The sequence below is a fragment of the Bradyrhizobium erythrophlei genome (assembly GCF_900129505.1).
Classification (GTDB): Bacteria; Pseudomonadota; Alphaproteobacteria; order Rhizobiales; family Xanthobacteraceae; genus Bradyrhizobium; species Bradyrhizobium erythrophlei_D.
Map to the genome: position 1 here is coordinate 3,080,228 of NZ_LT670818.1, position 17,029 is coordinate 3,097,256.

A 17,029-nucleotide genomic window follows, 5' to 3' on the forward strand; every position below is an offset into this window, starting at 1 on the left:
GTACATTACCGCAAAAAAATCCTATCGGTGACGATTGGCAAAATCGGATCATCACCAAAGACAATATTGCGAAACACTTCAACGGAGCAAAACTGAATGTCGGTGTGCAACTCGGTCCCAACTCCAAGGGTCTCACCGATATCGACCTTGACTGCGACGAGGCAATCCAGCTCGCGCCTTACTTCCTGCCGAAGACCCCCGCCATGTTTGGCCGGAAAAGCAAGGCGACGTCACACCTGCTTTACACAATTGACGACGCTCCGACAGACAAAGCGGTACTTAAGCTGACCGACAAGATTGGCAAGGATGCCAAGGGCATTGTCGAGTTACGAATGGGTGGCGGGTCAAAGGGTGCGCAAACTGTTTTTCCCGGCTCCACTCACGAAAGCGGCGAGATTATTGAATGGGTATGTGACGAGACACCGACCCATTCCGATTATGCAACGCTCAAACTAGCCGTCACCAAAATCGCGGTAGGAACCATCCTGCGACGCAATTGGCCCGGTCGCAGCGGTCACGCCGCAGCGTTGGCGCTGGGAGGTTTCCTTGCCCGCGCCGGGTGGTCGCCTGACGATATTGAAAAATTCGTTCATGCCATCGCACCCGATAAAAAATGGAAGAAGGATAGCAGCCGCACCGCCAAGGATTCAGCCGAGGCACATGCCAAGGGAGAGAACGTTCAAGGCTTCCCCGGCCTGTGTGAACAGTTTGGTGAAGAACCAGCCAAGGCTATCGCCAAGATTCTTGACTATGGCTCGGACCTAAATCAATCCGAAGACCTTTACGAGATGCTTTATGGCGAGGGGGGCGAACTTAAGAGTGACGACGACGCGGCCACCGGAACAGCGTCGATGCCGACACCGCCCATTCAGCGTTCAGTCATTCAGATCAAAGCTGACGGTCTTTCAATCAACTCGACACAAGCGCAACGATTGTTGAAGGCTGCCGGCGTGAAGTTTTTTGAGCGCGGCGGCTTGCTGGTGCGTCCGATTACAAAAGAAGTCACCGCCTCGGAAGGACAAAAGACCAAGGTTGCGCAGCTTCAACAAGTCGATACGGTTTATATGCGCGACATGCTCGCCAGAGTTATCAAATGGGAGCGCTGGGACGTTAGGAAGGGAAAATGGGTACCGACAAATCCGCCGTTTGAAATTGCCTCAACCATCCTCGGCCGCAACGGCGAATGGCCGTTCCCGACTATCGATGGCGTCATTACCACCCCGACCATGCGGCCGGACGGATCGCTGCTGCTGACACCGGGTTACGATAAGGCCACCCGATTGCTGCTGGTGTCGCCGCCGAAATTACCAACCATGCCGGACCAGCCGACCCGTGACGATGCGTTAACGGCACTGGCGCTGCTGGAAGATCTACTGGAGGAATTCCCATTCGACAACGAAATCTCCCAAGCGGTGGCGCTGTCGGCGCTGATCACGCCGGTTGTGCGAGGTGCGTTTATGATGACCCCGGGGCACAGTGCCAAGGCCGCAACCCCGTCCAGCGGCAAATCCTATTTGTTTGACATAGTCGCCGCCATCGCCATCGGCCAGTACATGCCGGTGATAGCGGCCGGAAGAAATGAGGAGGAAACCGAAAAACGTATGGGCTCGGCGCTGATGGCCGGACAGCCGTTGATCTCAATCGACAATGTCAACGGTGAATTGGGTGGCGATGCGCTGTGTCAATATCTGGAACGGCCCAGCGTCGAAATCCGAATGCTCGGCCTTTCCAAACTCATCACGGTCGAAGCGCGGGGGACCTCGATATTCGCTACCGGCAACAACATCACGCTTCGCGGCGACATTGTTCGCCGGGTGATTACCACCACCATCGACCCAAAGATGGAACGACCGGAGCTGCGCGAGTTCAAGAAAAAACCGCGTGAGATGGTATTGGAAAATCGCGGCCAGTATATCGCCGCTTGCCTGACCATCTGCCGCGCTCATGTGGTGGCTGGGCGTCCATTCCAAGTGGTTCCGCTGGGGTCATACGAAGGTTGGAGCAACACGGTTCGCTCGGCACTGAAGTGGTTGGGGAAGGCTGACCCGGTGGATTCCATGGAGACCACCCGCAAGGAAGACCCGGAGCTGATACGGCGGCAGAACATGCTGACGGCATGGGCCGTTGCAATCGGTATCGGGTTTAGCTCCAGGTGCACCATGGCCAAGGCGGTCCACACCGCCAAGCAAACCAGCAGCCCCGGCACCCCGCAGTTTTCAGACTTGCGCGACGCCATGGCAGCGGTCGCACCAAGGAAGGGAGATAATATCGACCCCGACGACCCTATTGACAACGACGCTCTTGGAAGATGGCTCCGTAGCAATAACGGCAAGATCGTCGACGGTGTGCGATTTACCAACAAAACAAGTGAAGGCGTCGTCATAAGTCGTGGCTCCCCGGTTTGGTGGATTGAACACCGTGATGGCGAGCAGGCAGGGCAACGATACCGGGAGCAATGCGTCAAGCAGCCGTTTTGACCCCATTTACGGGACAGGGGTAAGGCTTGGCGGGTGGTGGGCATTGGTGGCCATGGGGGGTTTTTCGCCCCCACTCCCCCAATTTAGCATATTAAAAAAAACGACTGCTAAATTGCACACGTAGCCCAAAAACCACCCGCTATGCCTACCAATGCCCCCCACTTTTGACTGCGCCAAAAATTTTCGGGAGCACGCAACTTTTTACGGGCAGGGTGGAGGAGGCAGCCAACACCGCGTGCGCGGACCCTGAAATAGCCACAACCTGAAATAGCACTACTGAACCAAGGCCAACCGCAACACCCTGCGACCAACCGGCCCAAAACAGCCTTATTTCAACGATTCCCAAACCAAACCAAGCAGTTAGCGATGGGCTGGTCGTACGTTGCAAACACCCTATATATACAATGACTTAGCACCTGATTGGTAGACGCCGCTTCGGCTGGGGGCAGCGCAGGGGCGGCAGGTGTCGGCCGAAACGGCCGAAAACGACCAAGGGAATTGCGATGGAACCGTTCCGCAACCGTGAGCCTGCCAATGGCGCCCAATTAACCAAGCGTGCAACCGCCGTGGCTGGTGTCGGCGCGGCTGTCGGTCGCCCTGCCAAGCAAAGGTCCCGCGTCACCAATGGCAAGCTGTTTGCCACCACGGTCCGCGATGGCCGATCCGGCTGGTCCAGACGTTTGGGGGACGTGCTTTCGTTGCACATCGCCGATTGCGGCGGGGAAGATGTAGTCAGTTACGCCGAACGCTCAATCATTCGTCGGATTGCAACGATCACGACCGAACTTGAATGGATTGAGCAAGATTTCAAATCGAGCCGCAAAGGTCCCACGGCAGAACAACTGGACCTTTATCTTCGCGGATCGAATAATTTGCGTCGATTGCTTGAGGCAATTGGTCTGGAGCGTCGATGCCGCGACGTGACGCCGACCCTTTCGGAATACCTGGCGCAACGCGTCGATGACGATCACGCCGACGTCGAAATCGAGGGAGGCCAATAACCTGACGCCGTGAAAGCGCTAACCACTTTGCTCGACGCTATCGGTGACCGCCAATTATTCAGCTCTTGGTTCAAGAAGCGTTCGTCTTGGGAAAACTGGTTCACATTCATCGCCGCGTTGTTCGCATTGCCGATGACGCCGCAACAGTTGGCCACCTATCAACAGTGCACGGGCCGTGAGGCACCACCCGACAAGCCGATCACCGAAGTATGGCTGGCCATTGGCAGGCGCGGCGGTAAATCATTCATCCTTGCATTGATCGCCGTGTTCCTGGCGTGCTTCCGCGAATATCGGCAGCACCTAATCGCTGGCGAACGCGGCACAATTATCATCATCGCCCAAGATCGAAAAGCCGCGCGAACGATCTTCCGCTACGTCAAAGGTCTGCTGACTGGCGTGCCGATGCTGGCTCGCATGATCGAACACGAGCGCGCCGACTCATTTGATCTGACTAATCGAATCACGATTGAGATACAGACCGCCAGCTTCAGAGCAACACGCGGCTACACGTTGGTCGCTGCGTTGTGCGACGAGATCGCATTTTGGAGATCAGACGAGTCGGCCAACCCCGACAAGGAAATCTTGCAGGCGATAAGACCGGCAACGGCCACCATTCCGAACGCCATGCTGTTGTGTGCATCCAGCCCTTATGCACGTCGAGGCGCCATGTGGGACGCCTACCGAAAACATTACGGCAAGGACTCGCCGGTGTTGTTCTGGAAAGCGCCAACGCGAACCATGAATCCCAGTGTGCCGCAAAGCTTCATTGACGCCGCGTATGAAGATGACGCCGCCAGCGCGACCGCAGAATACGGCGCGGAGTTTCGCACCGATCTTGAATCCTTTATCAGCCGCGAAGTGGTCGACGCTGCGGTTTGCCTTGGCCGTCATGAATTACCACCACGCGATGGCGTCCCGTATGTCGCTTTCGTCGATCCGTCGGGCGGCAGCGGCACCGACAGCATGACGCTGGCGATTGCCCACATGGAAGGTGATCGGGCCATCCTCGATTGCGTCCGCGAACGCAAGCCACACTTCTCCACCGACGATGCAGCAAGGGAATTCGCCGACACGATCAAGACCTATGGCATCGCCAGCTGCCAAGGCGACCGATACGCCGGGGATTGGCCACGCCAGGGCTTTGCCGTTCATGGTGTCGATTATCAATTCACCACACTGACCCCCAAGGCCATCATCTATCTGAACCTGCTGCCCATGCTCAATTCAAAACGAGTCGAGCTGCTGGAGCTGGCTACGGTAACAGGCCAACTTTGCAGCCTGGAACGCCAGACCGGCCGTGGCAGGGATATCATCGACCATCCAAGCGGCGGCCATGACGACATCATCGACGCCGTCGCTGGCGCGCTGGTCGCAGCCGCGCAACGGCAAGCACAGGAAGTGCCGATTGTCGCGCCGATCATCTGTGGCGGACCCCATGACACGCCGATACCCGGCCAGCAGCTTTCAACCACCGAAAAGTTCTATCGGTATTACAACGGTGGCGGTGGCGGCCAGTGGTGGGGTCCCGTGTAATTGACGGAAGGGGTGGGATTTGGCCAGCTGTTGATATCATTCGGTAATTCAAGGCGACATGTTAAACATTGGCCCATATTGTACCGCTGTATTGTTTGAGTTTTTGGCGACGGTGCTAAATCTTGTTGGGCCATGCCGAATGGCATCAGTTTGAATCCCGAACCGTCCGCCGAACCCACGGGGCAACTCAGATGGCCCCTAGATGACTCAGCGGGACTCGCCCATACGTTGGGGCTGTCGGCCCCTCTTTTAGCATCGGCTCCGTGATAGCACTAAGTTCAGTGTCCATTCTAAGCCTAACGGTCAAAACCCACACCGGACGGGGCGCCCCCGGCGCGCGCCCAGACGGCGCTCGCCGGGCGGGCTTACGATCGCAACCATTTTTCAACCATCAGAAGCTATTCTGCCGGCATGGAGACTCAGCCTGCCGATAAAGCAAAGCGAGCGCTTCGCCGGCGCCAACCCCTTCTTGCGGCCTGGCTCGATGCCATGGACCGCCACGACAGCCTCGCGCGCCGAAGCGTCACCAAATTCCGGCAGACGCAGTGGCCCCGTCGGGAGACAGCGACGCACTGGACCCGACCCACGGACTTTGGCTGCAGACAAGGCTGTATGCCAACGCAGTGCAGGAACATGCTGTCCTTGCCCGAGAGCTGAACTCAGGGCTCCATAGGCACAAACAAACATCTCGTGGGTTTGGCCCCTATGGCCAAGTTTTTCCTCGCCCTCATTGCGACCGGGCTTTTGGTAGTGATCGCAGGATTTGTGTGGGCGGCCTTCGTCCTTTAGACCGCTGGGCACAGACGCGCCGTCAATTTTAAAAAATGCGACCGTCCGGGGCACGCCCCTTGCATCGATTTGGCCGCGGCGGCGGACGCCGGCCTGGCGTTTCCCCCGGCAGGGCGCGCCAGGCCGATCGTCCTAACCGTACGGCATCGGCCGGAAGAGCGAAAAAATCCCTTAACTACCGCGGGGGCTTCAACTCACCGGAGATCCAACTCTTAGCTTCCGAAAGGATTCTGTAGCTGTTCGCTTCTTTTTGGAGTTTGCGCTTCTCTTGTCCCGGCGGGAGTGCATCGGCTTCAGCTTGTTTTGTCTCGGCCACACCCCGGATGGTATTGTCATCAGGAAAAAGGGTTTTTTTGCCCATGTCGGACCTCCTCTCAGAGCGTCGTCAACAGTTCTCCTAATTTCTAAGTTTGTGGAAAAGTTCCCCGAGTTTTTAGGGGCTTTCTTCACCACTCACGTCCGGTTCCGAACTCTGGAACGGATAAGCGCCAAGGCGATTTATTCTGCGGGGGCTTCTCCCCCTCCCCGGAAGCTCCACTCCTGGCCCGTCCGGTTGCTCTCCCGCGCCGGGCGGGTTTGTCTTCAAGGTGAAAGCAAATGGCGCAACCAACTCACATTGAAATCGTCCGACGTGCCTATGAACTCTGGCAGCAAGCGGGCGAGCCTGAAGGAAAAGATCAGGAGTTCTACCATCAAGCCGAACAGGAATTACGAAATGAAGATAAGTCACCGTTGCGGACGCCCGATAATCTCTGATGGATAAGAAATGTCCTGTTTGTTTCGGCATCGGGTGGGTGTGTGAAAACCATCCCGACCGAGCCTGGGATGATGAGTTAGGTTGTCAGTGCGGCGCTGGGATGCCCTGCCAGTGCAACAGCGCCGACGAGCCCGACGTGAGTGAGATCATCGCCGAAAAGCCAACTACAAGGCATTAATTGCGGAGTTCCGTGAAAGCCGCTTTCTCCAGCAACGTCTGTCTCGTCGGTTCATCGACCATTCATGGCAAGCAAGATATTAAAAATTCCAATGGGTGGCGCGAGTCTGGCTCCGCAACTGCAACGCATTTCAGGATGCAGTGATGTAAGGCGTTCGTAAATGAAAAAGCCCAGGACGCCTGCGCCGAAGGACGTCATCCGCAAGCCGAGAGATACCAGGGCGCTCTGCTTTCAATATGCCGAGCTGCTTGATCTTCGAAAGGCAGTGGAAGATGCGGAAAGCAAAGGAACGTCGCGGGCTAAGCGCTCCCCGGACCAACCCAGCCGCTTGATCAAGCCGTTAATAAACTAAATTCTAAATTCGTCGACCCGCCTGCCGGATTTGAGCTGCGCCGTCAGCCACCGTGGCTGCTTCCCGCGACCCGCCCAGGTCTGCGAAAAGTCGTCCGGGTTTCGAAATTTTGGAAACACGCGGGGGTAGGGCCGGCGCTCGGATTCATGGATTTCAGACGCCTGACGCGAATTGGCCCGAAGTCGGATTAGACGCTCCTCAATCAATTTCTTTTCTTCGCCTATCCTTGCCGCAAGAATAGCAGAGATCTCCGCCCGCAGTTTCCACAGGTGGTCGACGCTCATCTGTTCAAACTCAGCTCGTTTCATTGCGCATCCCCAGCACCGATTCATTTCGTCTCATCTTGATTGGTCGGCGGGCGGGTGAAAAGGGCAATTGTTCTCAATTCATGATGCTGCAATGCGATGGTGTGGCAAAAGCGTGGCGCAGTTCAAAGGCGCTTACCAATCGTTCAATCGTTGGGGTTGAGCGGACGGATGGTGATGGACGGAGACAGTTCGGAGTAGATATTCCCTTCCAGATCGAGAATGACAGTTACGGGCCTTCCATCTTTCATTGTCGCTTCGCCACGCCAAATTCCGCGATTGTCCTTTTGCAATCCGGAAACATCTGAATAGCCCTTTGCTTCAATTCGCTGCTTCGCCTGATCACCGTTAAGGCTGTCGGCACCCGGTAGGGCCTGTCGATTTGTCGCGTTGGGAAATTCGAACGGCTCAATCGCAGTGTAGGACGGATACGAAGTACCGGAGTAGCAGGGGCTGGTGGGATTATACGACGAGCGGGCATAGCAAGGATTTAGGGGAGCGGTCGCGAAGGCCGAAGGCATCGTTGGGGCGGTCGGATAAGCGGACGGTCGCGTGGGCTGCGTCTGTCCGAATGCAGGGCCGATAACTGACGCGGCTAATGCAACCATAACCGGGATTCTCAAGTTCATTCCTCTCGGACGGACCTCTTATCCCCGTCGCAACATAAGCAGCCTCACAAATCTTCGCAACTTCAACAATCTCCGCAACATCAGCAGCCTTGATGTGGTGGAGCGGTGTTCGCTTGGCCCTGAGTCAAATTGACTCACCCGAGCCGTTATCAACAGCAGGTCACCGATCCCGCGCCAGCTTGCGCTTTCCCCGACGATGATCTTTCCGATCCGGATTGAACTCGCGCTCAACATGCCGGTTCAATGCCCTCAGCATTCCAACGTGGGCATGCATCAGCGGCCCGCGATCCGCCATGATCATCAGGGCCGCGCGGTCTGCCATTCCGCCGCTCCGCACCGAGGTTAGAAACTGGCACCCAACGTCAACAGAACTGCACCGATTGCCGTAAGGAGAATACCCGGCCAGTTCGCTTCGAGCCCCAAGAATCCCACTCCGCGCCGTCGCGGCTCCAGAGTGCCGCGAACCGGCCGGCCGGAATCCGGGCCGCTAAGCGATCCCCGCCAAATAGTAGCGCGCACCATATACAAGACACCGCCGAGAACGAGCAGCGCGCCAAGCCCCATCAGGAACATTTCTCGCATCTCAATTCATCGCTGCCATTCACAACAGAACCCGGATTCAAGCCCGAGCCGGCGGATTCGTTCCAACTTAGCTATCGAATGACCCTGTAGGCCTTGCCGCGCTTCCGGCGCGGCATCGGTGCCGGATCGGGCTTGCCGTGGTTCAATGCCCGCATGATCCCGATGCGCGCGAACATCGTTGGCCCGCCGGACGTCGCAACCAGGATCAGGGCCTCGATTGCGGCCTGCCATGCGTCGCTCTCGGCTTCCTTGCGCGGCAGGCCGGCTATGTAATTTTCTGCGTCAAGCAGCGTGACGAGCTGGCGACCGTTGGGGAGGATGACCGGATCCTCGAAGCGGCGTGACCAGCCCTTATCAGCCATATTTTCTAATCATTACCACCATTTGAAATGGATGCCGAGATTCAAAGCAAAGTTGCCAAAGGTACCCAAGGCGGCAAGTGCAGAGACAGCTATCGGAAACCAGCCAAGGTCGTAGGTTGTTTGTTGACCGCCAGCGACCGCAGCGTGGGTTACGCGTGTGAATAGTCGCATCGTTGTTCCTCCTTTTTTGCGGTTGTGTGTTGCGCCTCTTCCTCTCAATGGAAATTCGGACGGCCGTCCATGTGCGTCGCGTAGACATGCTGGTCCACGCCCGCGATATCGATCGTTTCACCGCAGAAGCACCGTGACCGGCCATCGGTCGATTGCGTCGGCATCCTGCAGCCATTGTCCCACATGGCATATTTCCATCAGGTCCGGGCGCACTGCCGGCGGCATTCCTCGAAGTCGGCCTGCGAGCACTTCGGGAGATATTCTCTCCAGGCGGCCTCGAAATCGGCCCGCGCCTGTTCGAAGGTTTCGGCCGTGCCTTGGAGCTGCAGGCCATGGTGTGACGGCGGATAGAAACCGCAGTCCCAACCCCATTGGTCGGCATCGACCGGGACGCCGGCGCGGATCGCTATCGTTCCCACATGCACGTCGCCGTAGTAGACGTGCCAGCAGTCGGGGCGCTCGGGATATCGGCGGCGGGTGAGAGCGGGCATGCGCCATGATCGCGCCGAATGCGCTGGGAGTGAAGCCGCTGGATATTGGGCCTTCGTCGCAGGGGCACACTAACAAAGCGTGCTACCGGGGAGCTCTAGTCGTCGAGCAGCATCACACTCTTGGCGTCGGCTTCGCATCGGACAAGTTCTCGAACCTCGGAAACTTCCCACGAATAGCCGTAAGCCAATTCCGTAGCCAACGCCAAAGAGTCGATCGCCGCGCCCCTTGGGAGACTGCCCATGCGGATCCTAATCTCACCGATCATCTCTCGATTTTGCTCACTCATTTGGCACGACCTCCGCGATTGATGGCGCCTAATCGCCATGCCGAAAAGCATGGCATGGACCCGTCAATGGTTTCCTAATCAGGCCGGGACACTGGGTGACGCGCGAAAGCCGCCCGGGAGGCTTGGCGATCGTCGCAAATTAGTAGATCGCGCCTAACCGTCCCGGAACAGCTTGTCAGCCGATTTGTCCAAACGCCTTTCGGACCTGCGGCCATCTGCAGGGAGGAGGTGACCGACCAATTCACCAGACAGTTTGTAGACGTTGGTACCTTTGAGGTCATAGATCCTCAGGCCTCTAAGGTCCAAAATGCACGAGCCCAGCACCCTGCCGACGTAGACGCCGCGGCTGTTGAATATTTTCCCGTCCACGACCTGGCCTCCTATCGCGAGGGGCCCGCGGCAAAGGCTGCGCTTGTTGGGCGGCGATAGCGAGACAAATCGCGCGCTCGAACTATTTCCTCTTCGCCTTCAGCCCGCCAGCACCGCAGCAACATAGCGCGCCGTCAAAACAGCCAGGACACCGAAAAGACCGATGCTAACTCCCAGGAGTAGGTTCTGCATCATTTTCCCTTCAGCCCGAGCTCGACCAGGCGGCGGATGGCACTCATCAATACGTCAACGGTAGCACTCGTTGCAAAATGGCGCCGAGGCAGATGAGCACCACGAGCAATTTGAGCAGATTCGACAGTCGGCGGTCGTTGGCAAACTTGTCGATGGCCCAAAAGCAGATTGCGCCGATGACGACAATAATCAAAACGCCGATCAAAACCGAAATCATAACCATCCCCCACCGTTGATTGCAGCCGCCACCACACTAGCGTAGCCGGCCGATGCGCGAAAGCTGCCCGAGAGGCGATCGTCATCCCGGATCGCTAAGACCCACCGTTGGATTCGCCTGCCGCTTCCGCCAGCTTCAGCCATTCCGCAGCCATCGCTCTGAGGATGGTGCGCGATTGGCTGTCGCCCGCAACCTTCGCCAGTTGCAGGCAATGAGTGGCATAGGCGACGTATTGCTCTCGTTTGTCGATTGATCGGTCTGCCATCGCCGTTCCATCGAGGCTGCTCAACTTATTTCGGCATCGCCGGCGGGCGTGACTACAGGGACATCGCCCCGCATTTCCACGAGGCCCATGTCGATCAGGATGGTCCCGTGCCGCTACCGGATGCTGCGAGAGATATCCCGCAGCATGCTCGTCGCGCCGGCTGTGAGAACGCCGCTATTGTAGTTGACGTCCCAGACATACAGGACGCCGAGAACGATCAGGAGCGGCACGAGCACTCGCATGTCATTTTCCCTTCGCCTTCAGCCCGAGCTCGACCAGGCGGCGGATGGCCTCGGAGCGATTAGGCTCATCGTCTTGCTTTTCCGCCAGTAAGCCCAGCCTAGTGTGCCGACGAGCATGCCGGCGATGCCGATCACCGACCCGAATAAATTGGCGAAAGCGACCTTTATCGTCTCCATTGCAAATTCCCTGCGAGCCTCGTTCTTGCAAGACTTACCGCGGCCAGGATCTCAAGCGCAGCTCAATATCTCGGATTCCGCGTGCCAACGGCGCCGGTGTACGGATTGACGTTGCCGCGCGTGCCGTAATTGTCAGTTTGCGTGCTGTTCGGATTGGTCTGCTGATGCGGCGGCACATAGGTCCCGCTGTTGGTGGTGTAGCCCTGAACCGGATGACTGTTCGGGTTCGAGCCCGTGCCCAGGTATTGCGCCTGTGCGGCGGTAGCGATCAGCGCCAGCGCGCCGACGAGCATCAGCTTTTTCATTTCCGTCCCCCTGTTGGTTTTATTTGCGGGCGGACGCAACCATATCGCGTAGCCCGCGTCTATGCTCCTTGCGGACCAGCCAGCGGGGCGGTGGGGCCAATAAAAACGGCCCCAGCGCCATAGAGGAACGCTGGAGCCGCCAACCTGGAGGCAGGTTTTCTTCCGGGGTGGGCGCGAACCCTCCCGGAAGCCTAGAATCGACGTTACTCCGCCGGATTTGTTCCAATCTGTTCGTCGGCACCGAATAACGGCCCGGCCGAATCCGCCCATGCGCTTGCGCCCATCGGCCGGTACTGACAACCCCTGAGCCGGGCCAGCACCAGCGGGCTTCCTAGAGTCATGGTGACGTTAAGCGGTGGGACCGCCGGCAATCGGCAGAAGGCTTTCCTCGATCACCGAGAGGGCAGTTTAGGCGCCGGCGATCTTCGCTCCGAAAAGAGATGCCCTGAGGAATTGGCGGTAAATCGCGTTGAGCAAGGTTGCCATGATCGACTCCATTGTCTGATCACTCGCAATGCTAAGCCGCCACTATTTCCGGAGTGCTTCGCGGGCCGGCCAAAATGGTTTCACGGAAGCCGAGGCGAGGCATGCGCTTGCGCCATTCAAGCGGGTAGAAACCTGCCTTTGTGCAGGGACCGCTTCAACGTCCGGGTGGAGAGGCGATCGAGGAGCGGTCCGCCAGCGAGAACGCTCCGCGATGCTGCGAACTTTATAAAGCAACTCCCCAAAGCCGAACGTGAAACGCCCGAATGGCGGCTGGCAATTCAGATGTTGATCGACGCTTCCGAAGGCTGTGGACCAATGTTTTTCGCGAAATTGGGGATTGAGCGCGCCGCCTTCCGACACGTGGAAGGTACCTTCGACCCGATTAATGACCCGCATCGGCGTCGCCGCAAGATGGCGCGGGATCGATAGTTAATACGGTCTCCGTTTCCCCTCTTGATTTAGCTCAAGCAATAAAGGAGCTTTGGCGTTTCAGACGCGGCAAGAGCCCCATTTTGAAAAGTACCTATTCCTACGCGAAAGACGAGGAAATCTACGGCGAGGGGAAGGCCGCAAACTTTTGCTATCAGGTCATCAATGGCGCGGTCCGCATTTCGAGAAAGCTCACCAACGGGCGGCGTCAGATTGGCGCATTCTATTTTCCCGGCGACATTTTCGGCCTTGAACCCTGGTTCCAATATCGCTGGAGTGCGGAAGCAATTGCCGAGGCAACAGCGCTTCGTCCGGTCAGACGAAAAGCCCTGCTCCGGAAGGCACAGTCAAACTTATCATTCGCACGCAGCGTTTGGAGCATCACGGAGCGAGACCTCCGGCACGCAGATGATCACCGCATCCTGCTTGGGCAACTTACCGCAACGGAACGATTGGCCGCTTTCTTCCTGCAGATGAATGATCGCATCGGTGTTAGCGGGCAAATTGAACTACCGATGTCCCGCACAGATATCGCCGATTACCTGGGCCTAACAATCGAGACAGTCTCGCGAGAAATCACCAAACTATCAGATGGGAGAATTCTGAGCCGGCCCGACGGACATTTGCGATGGAATAGCGGGATAACTCTGCTTCGTCCCGAGAGTTTGCGTGCGGCGCTCCCGCGCTCTTTCGCGTTCGATTTATCGGCCACCAGCGAAGATGTTATGCGGAAGGTTTTCTCTTCTAAGACTTGACCCGGCTAACCGCTGCCGATTTCTCTATCAGCGTTGGCGCGACCGAGATTTTTCGCAGCAATGGCAACCAGCAGCGTGAGAAGCTGGCGCACAGAGTAATTGGACAACCCGCGTTTTCCTTCGCGCGCGTTCTTGTATTCCAGAAACCCTATGCACGGGGTTGTCCGGCCGGCTCCGTGATCCGATTCATGACAGAGAAAAGTTTTGCCGAGATAATAGAGATAATGATCCCACGAACCGTGCATTGCTCTTCGCACAACCTTTGATGCGGTACCCCTGTGCAGTATGGAGGTGCTGCAGGGATCATCATAGGCTATCGGATCAGTCATGCCACGGTGGCCTTTCCCTCAGAAAGTGTTGAAGATCCTGGGACGACGCGCGCGTAAATGTCCTCCGACCGTGGCTTTGAACCGTAGGTTTGCTGCGTCGATGCGCAAAGGCGAGTGCTTTCAAGCGAGTGTAGGGGAGGGGATGTCCGCCAAGCGCCCGTCGCGGGACTATTGCGGTCGCTTGAGTACCAAGGCTCCTCATGCGGGCCGATGGCACGAATTGGCGGCGGCAGCATACAAGCGATACGGGTCAGCAATCCGTTGTTCGTATCACAAGTGCGTACGTTGCTGTCCCAAAGTGACGATTTGATTCGGGAAGTGAGACAGTGAAACAACAATCCTGCTGGTTCGCCGTTGGCGCGAGCGTTCGCGGGGTACCGGGTCCGGAAGCGGTAGCGTTCCCCACCTATCATGCACCGGCGGATGTCCGTTGTTGGGAGAACAGCGGAAGACATTTGCTCAATTCGAGTTCTTCCGATTTTGACCCACAACGGACCTTGCCCAAATTGTCGGCTCCTGCCCGCGCGGAGACTCAATATATGCCCCGCAGGCACCGGCATACGACCATGGTGATTTGCGTGAACTCCCAATTTCCGAAACAAAAGGCCGGAACAGGTGGAGGCGGTCTCCGGGTTGTGCGGAATCGACGCTGGCCCGGAGAGCCGTCCATAGTTCAGGCGGTGACTATCTTCACCGGAGGAATTTTCCATGAACCGTCGAGGATCGATGGGTTTTTCTCCTTTGGCCAATACATGCGCAGCATCAGAATGAAATCGCCGGCTGGAGCAGGCAGCCAGTTCGATTCCTTATCTTTTCCCGGCGAGTCCTTCTGGACGTAAAGATCGGTTGATCCATCCGGATTGGATTGGAGATTTTGCCTCGCGCTGATCGAATAGCGATTGATCGGATTGTTCACGAAGAAATAAGCGCTGTCGTACATGGTCAACGACCAGAAACCGTTCGCCGGCGGCAACTGGCCCTTCGGGAAATTCATCACATACTTGTTGGCACCGCTATATTTCCGTCCTTCGGCATCCTTTGTTGACGTCGGATAAATCGCATCCTGCGGCCGGTTGGCGCCAAGCCCAATGGCAGTGATGAACGCCCGCATCAGATAATCAGTGCCGTAAATGCCGGTCTTGGTTGTGAAGAACCAGCCGTTCTCGTCCTTGACGTCCTTGTTGACCTTGAACTGGAGCATGATGCGGTCAAAGCCGATTTCCGGGACTCGCTTGACGAAATCCGCCTTGAGCTTGCTCGCATCGAAATCCTGACCCGGCACGATTCCGATCCTGGCGAACTTGGCGAGTTGCGGCGCATCCACCGCGGCCGGTGGATTGTCTTTCATGAGCTTGCACAGCAGCGTGAAATACGCCACGGCATCCATTTTGTTCACCTGTTCGCGTACCGCCGTCTTCATGTCGATCGAGGGATCGACGGTCCCTGCAGGCGGCGTGTAAGGCTTGCCGTAAGAACTCAGCGGGACCAGTGCGCACTGGTCCTGCAGTTTGTGAACCTCGGCATAATCCTCCGGCGTGCCGGTGCAGTAGATGCGGCCGAGCAGCCACACGATGCTGGTGGGCGATTTGAGCTCCTTGACCCCTGCCGGCAATGTGCCCTTCCACCCCGGACCCGTGATTGCATAGGTCTGCGCGCCGGTGCCGGTCGTTCGCTTGCCCGGTACCTCGAAGACGGTGGTCCAGCCATCCAGCAACGGCATCAGGAAGTAGCGATCCTTCATGTCGGGAGTGCTGAACACCCAGGGCTCCTTGCCGACGTCGAAGAACGCCGTCGTATAGAGCGTGTCGGCATTTGGCGCGGTCACGTCCCGGAACGATGCATCTGGATATTGGCGCAGCTTGATGATCTGGCCCATCGGTCCGCGCGTTCCGACCGGCGCCGCGACGTTAGTGATAATGCGCCGAGTCATTTCCATGGTCACCAGCGGATAGCCGTAGACATAAGCATCGGTGGCGAGCGCGAATTCCTCAAGTCCTTCGCCGATGCCGGCGATGGCGCCGGGTTCGGCGCGGCCTGAGGAACTGATCGATGTTCCGGCGAGCAGACTGAGTCCGCCCAAGGTTGCAGCGCGACGGGTGATAATCATTTTAGCGGCTCCTCTGGAATTGCGTTTGGCTCGGTTGGGCTCGGTCACGTCCAAGAATTAGAGAGCTGCGGTGCGACAAGTAATGTTCATGCGTATCGCCCATGATGCTGGACGTTGCACAAGCTTCCCGCCGTCTAAGCGGGAAGCTGTGGCGCGGTACGCTCGGTGTAGATGACGCGTTAGGCCCGCTTTGCTACCGACGGACTTTTTCCCAAAACCATCTCGTCGAACGATGGAAGCGGCTTGATCAGCGGATCTAGCAGCTTGGCAGACTGCGCAGTCGTCAGCACCTCGCTGGGATCGAGCTTGGTGATCTCGGCTTTGTCCGGGTCCGGCTCCCACACGTCCTCGCCGACGAGCCGACCGCGGTCATCGTAGGGCCAGATCATTTGGATCACGTTCTTGTAGATGTACATCGAGTTCTCATCGGGTGTGAACCCTTTCGCTGCGAGCACCGTCTTGAGGACCGCCTCGGAAATAAAACCCGGAAGGTAGGATAGCACGCTGTTTATGGTCAGTGCCTTGCCCGACACCTGTTGGTACACCGTGGTTACGGAGGCGATGTAATTGTCTGCGACCGCCACCTGTTCGTTCTCCGTGTAGAAAATGGATTGGTTGGTCTCGGCCCACATCCGATAGAGACTCTTGACCGCGTCCTGGCCCTCGAGCTTCGCGTTCGTTTTGTTGGCATGCATGTGATAGACGGGCTTTTCCGACATCATCTCGGGGGCAAAAATCTCTTCGAAGCGTCCGGCCATCTCAAGGTTGCGGTGTCGGTCGTAGGCCGTGAGAAGGAATCGGTGCCGCGGGTTCTCCGTCTTCTCGATCAATTGCCTGACGGCCTGGTTTGTCTTGGTGATGTCATATTTCGCCATCGTAGTCTCCCGTGGGTGGTTGGTTTCAGCAGCAAGGCGGATTCGGCTGAACTTCCAGAAAAATCGCCCTCGCGCCGGATCACGCGCTTGCCAGACCTTGAAAGAGCCGCGCGGCGACGACTATGCAAAATCGGCGACCGGGCAAAAAAAATGACCGGGCATACACCATTGGCTGCGGTAAATTCGTCCGTTGTTGGCACTTTTCGGACGTGCCGGGTCGGCCTGACGATGTCCGTTCCCGGCGGAAGACCGGAAGTGCCACCGTAGGCAATGATCACCGTACAGCCTTCGGCGAACGGGTTAAGGTTGGTCGCATTCATGATTTTGACGAGCCCCGCAATACGGGCAGTAGTAGTGCGCACTGATT

Annotated in this window: 19 protein-coding genes; 5 read left to right on the forward strand and 14 right to left on the reverse strand. The window is 57.5% G+C overall.

Going from position 1 to position 17,029, the window contains the following annotated elements; all coding sequences use genetic code 11:
- The first annotated feature begins 50 nt into the window (after nt 1-50).
- The 3 genes from B5525_RS14250 (at nt 51) to B5525_RS14260 (ending at nt 5,011) form a co-directional block, all read left to right on the forward strand.
- Complete coding sequence (locus tag B5525_RS14250) at nt 51-2,477, forward strand: bifunctional DNA primase/polymerase (RefSeq protein WP_244568039.1); 2,427 nt, start codon at nt 51-53, stop codon at nt 2,475-2,477.
- A 503-nt stretch (nt 2,478-2,980) separates the two neighbouring features.
- On the forward strand, nt 2,981-3,478 hold the full coding sequence (locus B5525_RS14255) for a hypothetical protein (protein ID WP_244567896.1): 498 nt from the start codon (nt 2,981-2,983) through the stop codon (nt 3,476-3,478).
- 27 nt (nt 3,479-3,505) lie between these two features.
- A complete protein-coding gene (locus tag B5525_RS14260; protein WP_197687920.1) occupies nt 3,506-5,011 on the forward strand; it encodes a hypothetical protein in 1,506 nt (501 codons plus the stop codon).
- 964 nt (nt 5,012-5,975) lie between these two features.
- Here the strand turns inward: B5525_RS14260 and B5525_RS43890 are convergent.
- Nucleotides 5,976-6,161, reverse strand: a complete 186-nt coding sequence (locus tag B5525_RS43890; protein WP_154073213.1) for a hypothetical protein — start codon at nt 6,159-6,161, stop codon at nt 5,976-5,978.
- Nucleotides 6,162-6,397: 236 nt separating this feature from the next.
- Here B5525_RS43890 and B5525_RS14265 point away from each other — a divergent pair, with 236 nt between their 5' ends.
- Nucleotides 6,398-6,556: a DUF2934 domain-containing protein gene (locus tag B5525_RS14265; protein WP_079566574.1), complete on the forward strand. Its 159-nt coding sequence runs from the start codon at nt 6,398-6,400 to the stop codon at nt 6,554-6,556.
- 527 nt (nt 6,557-7,083) lie between these two features.
- On the opposite strand, the gene B5525_RS14280 is transcribed toward B5525_RS14265, so the two are convergent.
- The 10 genes from B5525_RS14280 to B5525_RS14315 all read right to left on the reverse strand — a co-directional run bounded on the left by B5525_RS14280 (nt 7,084) and on the right by B5525_RS14315 (nt 11,681).
- Nucleotides 7,084-7,395: an H-NS family nucleoid-associated regulatory protein gene (locus B5525_RS14280; RefSeq protein ID WP_079566577.1), complete on the reverse strand. Its 312-nt coding sequence runs from the start codon at nt 7,393-7,395 to the stop codon at nt 7,084-7,086.
- A 143-nt stretch (nt 7,396-7,538) separates the two neighbouring features.
- Nucleotides 7,539-8,000, reverse strand: coding sequence for a PepSY domain-containing protein (locus B5525_RS14285; RefSeq protein ID WP_172899874.1), 462 nt, complete (start codon nt 7,998-8,000; stop codon nt 7,539-7,541).
- 181 nt (nt 8,001-8,181) lie between these two features.
- A complete protein-coding gene (locus B5525_RS43895; RefSeq protein ID WP_154073214.1) occupies nt 8,182-8,343 on the reverse strand; it encodes a hypothetical protein in 162 nt (53 codons plus the stop codon).
- Nucleotides 8,344-8,674: 331 nt separating this feature from the next.
- The gene (locus tag B5525_RS14295; RefSeq protein WP_079566579.1) at nt 8,675-8,965 is read right to left on the reverse strand and encodes a hypothetical protein; all 291 of its coding nucleotides are present in this window, start codon (nt 8,963-8,965) and stop codon (nt 8,675-8,677) included.
- A 368-nt stretch (nt 8,966-9,333) separates the two neighbouring features.
- Nucleotides 9,334-9,627 carry a hypothetical protein gene (locus tag B5525_RS14300; protein WP_244567897.1) on the reverse strand — a complete coding sequence of 98 codons (294 nt, stop codon included), beginning with the start codon at nt 9,625-9,627 and terminating at the stop codon, nt 9,334-9,336.
- A 95-nt stretch (nt 9,628-9,722) separates the two neighbouring features.
- On the reverse strand, nt 9,723-9,914 hold the full coding sequence (locus B5525_RS14305; RefSeq protein ID WP_079566580.1) for a hypothetical protein: 192 nt from the start codon (nt 9,912-9,914) through the stop codon (nt 9,723-9,725).
- Between the two features lie 607 nt (nt 9,915-10,521).
- Nucleotides 10,522-10,692 carry a hypothetical protein gene (locus B5525_RS43900; protein WP_154073215.1) on the reverse strand — a complete coding sequence of 57 codons (171 nt, stop codon included), beginning with the start codon at nt 10,690-10,692 and terminating at the stop codon, nt 10,522-10,524.
- A gap of 94 nt (nt 10,693-10,786) precedes the next feature.
- Nucleotides 10,787-10,981: a hypothetical protein gene (locus B5525_RS43905; protein WP_154073216.1), complete on the reverse strand. Its 195-nt coding sequence runs from the start codon at nt 10,979-10,981 to the stop codon at nt 10,787-10,789.
- Between the two features lie 89 nt (nt 10,982-11,070).
- Complete coding sequence (locus B5525_RS47185) at nt 11,071-11,199, reverse strand: hypothetical protein (RefSeq protein WP_276328850.1); 129 nt, start codon at nt 11,197-11,199, stop codon at nt 11,071-11,073.
- Nucleotides 11,200-11,438: 239 nt separating this feature from the next.
- Nucleotides 11,439-11,681 (reverse strand): hypothetical protein, encoded by a 243-nt coding sequence (locus B5525_RS14315; RefSeq protein ID WP_079566582.1) that lies wholly within the window; start codon nt 11,679-11,681, stop codon nt 11,439-11,441.
- 998 nt (nt 11,682-12,679) lie between these two features.
- Between B5525_RS14315 and B5525_RS14320 the strand changes: the two genes are divergently transcribed.
- Nucleotides 12,680-13,351, forward strand: a complete 672-nt coding sequence (locus tag B5525_RS14320; protein WP_079566583.1) for a helix-turn-helix domain-containing protein — start codon at nt 12,680-12,682, stop codon at nt 13,349-13,351.
- A gap of 5 nt (nt 13,352-13,356) precedes the next feature.
- On the opposite strand, the gene B5525_RS14325 is transcribed toward B5525_RS14320, so the two are convergent.
- From B5525_RS14325 to B5525_RS14335, 3 genes are all read right to left on the reverse strand, one after another.
- Nucleotides 13,357-13,680 (reverse strand): hypothetical protein, encoded by a 324-nt coding sequence (locus B5525_RS14325; RefSeq protein ID WP_154073217.1) that lies wholly within the window; start codon nt 13,678-13,680, stop codon nt 13,357-13,359.
- Between the two features lie 673 nt (nt 13,681-14,353).
- Nucleotides 14,354-15,787, reverse strand: a complete 1,434-nt coding sequence (locus B5525_RS14330) for a DUF1254 domain-containing protein (protein WP_079566585.1) — start codon at nt 15,785-15,787, stop codon at nt 14,354-14,356.
- Nucleotides 15,788-15,966: 179 nt separating this feature from the next.
- Nucleotides 15,967-16,617, reverse strand: a complete 651-nt coding sequence (locus B5525_RS14335; protein WP_197687921.1) for a hypothetical protein — start codon at nt 16,615-16,617, stop codon at nt 15,967-15,969.
- Between the last annotated feature and the right edge of the window lie 412 nt (nt 16,618-17,029).

Bases quoted from the DNA above. Each gene is read 5' to 3' on its own strand.
- B5525_RS14280 (WP_079566577.1), bottom strand. From the start codon at position 7,395: ATGAAACGAGCTGAGTTTGAACAGATGAGCGTCGACCACCTGTGGAAA.
- B5525_RS14255 (WP_244567896.1), top strand. From the start codon at position 2,981: ATGGAACCGTTCCGCAACCGTGAGCCTGCCAATGGCGCCCAATTAACC.
- B5525_RS43900 (WP_154073215.1), bottom strand. From the start codon at position 10,692: ATGATTTCGGTTTTGATCGGCGTTTTGATTATTGTCGTCATCGGCGCA.
- B5525_RS43895 (WP_154073214.1), bottom strand. From the start codon at position 8,343: ATGGCAGACCGCGCGGCCCTGATGATCATGGCGGATCGCGGGCCGCTG.
- B5525_RS14330 (WP_079566585.1), bottom strand. From the start codon at position 15,787: ATGATTATCACCCGTCGCGCTGCAACCTTGGGCGGACTCAGTCTGCTC.
- B5525_RS14285 (WP_172899874.1), bottom strand. From the start codon at position 8,000: ATGGTTGCATTAGCCGCGTCAGTTATCGGCCCTGCATTCGGACAGACG.
- B5525_RS14295 (WP_079566579.1), bottom strand. From the start codon at position 8,965: ATGGCTGATAAGGGCTGGTCACGCCGCTTCGAGGATCCGGTCATCCTC.
- B5525_RS14300 (WP_244567897.1), bottom strand. From the start codon at position 9,627: ATGCCCGCTCTCACCCGCCGCCGATATCCCGAGCGCCCCGACTGCTGG.
- B5525_RS14305 (WP_079566580.1), bottom strand. From the start codon at position 9,914: ATGAGTGAGCAAAATCGAGAGATGATCGGTGAGATTAGGATCCGCATG.
- B5525_RS47185 (WP_276328850.1), bottom strand. From the start codon at position 11,199: ATGCGAGTGCTCGTGCCGCTCCTGATCGTTCTCGGCGTCCTGTATGTC.
- B5525_RS14315 (WP_079566582.1), bottom strand. From the start codon at position 11,681: ATGAAAAAGCTGATGCTCGTCGGCGCGCTGGCGCTGATCGCTACCGCC.
- B5525_RS14265 (WP_079566574.1), top strand. From the start codon at position 6,398: ATGGCGCAACCAACTCACATTGAAATCGTCCGACGTGCCTATGAACTC.
- B5525_RS14325 (WP_154073217.1), bottom strand. From the start codon at position 13,680: ATGACTGATCCGATAGCCTATGATGATCCCTGCAGCACCTCCATACTG.
- B5525_RS43890 (WP_154073213.1), bottom strand. From the start codon at position 6,161: ATGGGCAAAAAAACCCTTTTTCCTGATGACAATACCATCCGGGGTGTG.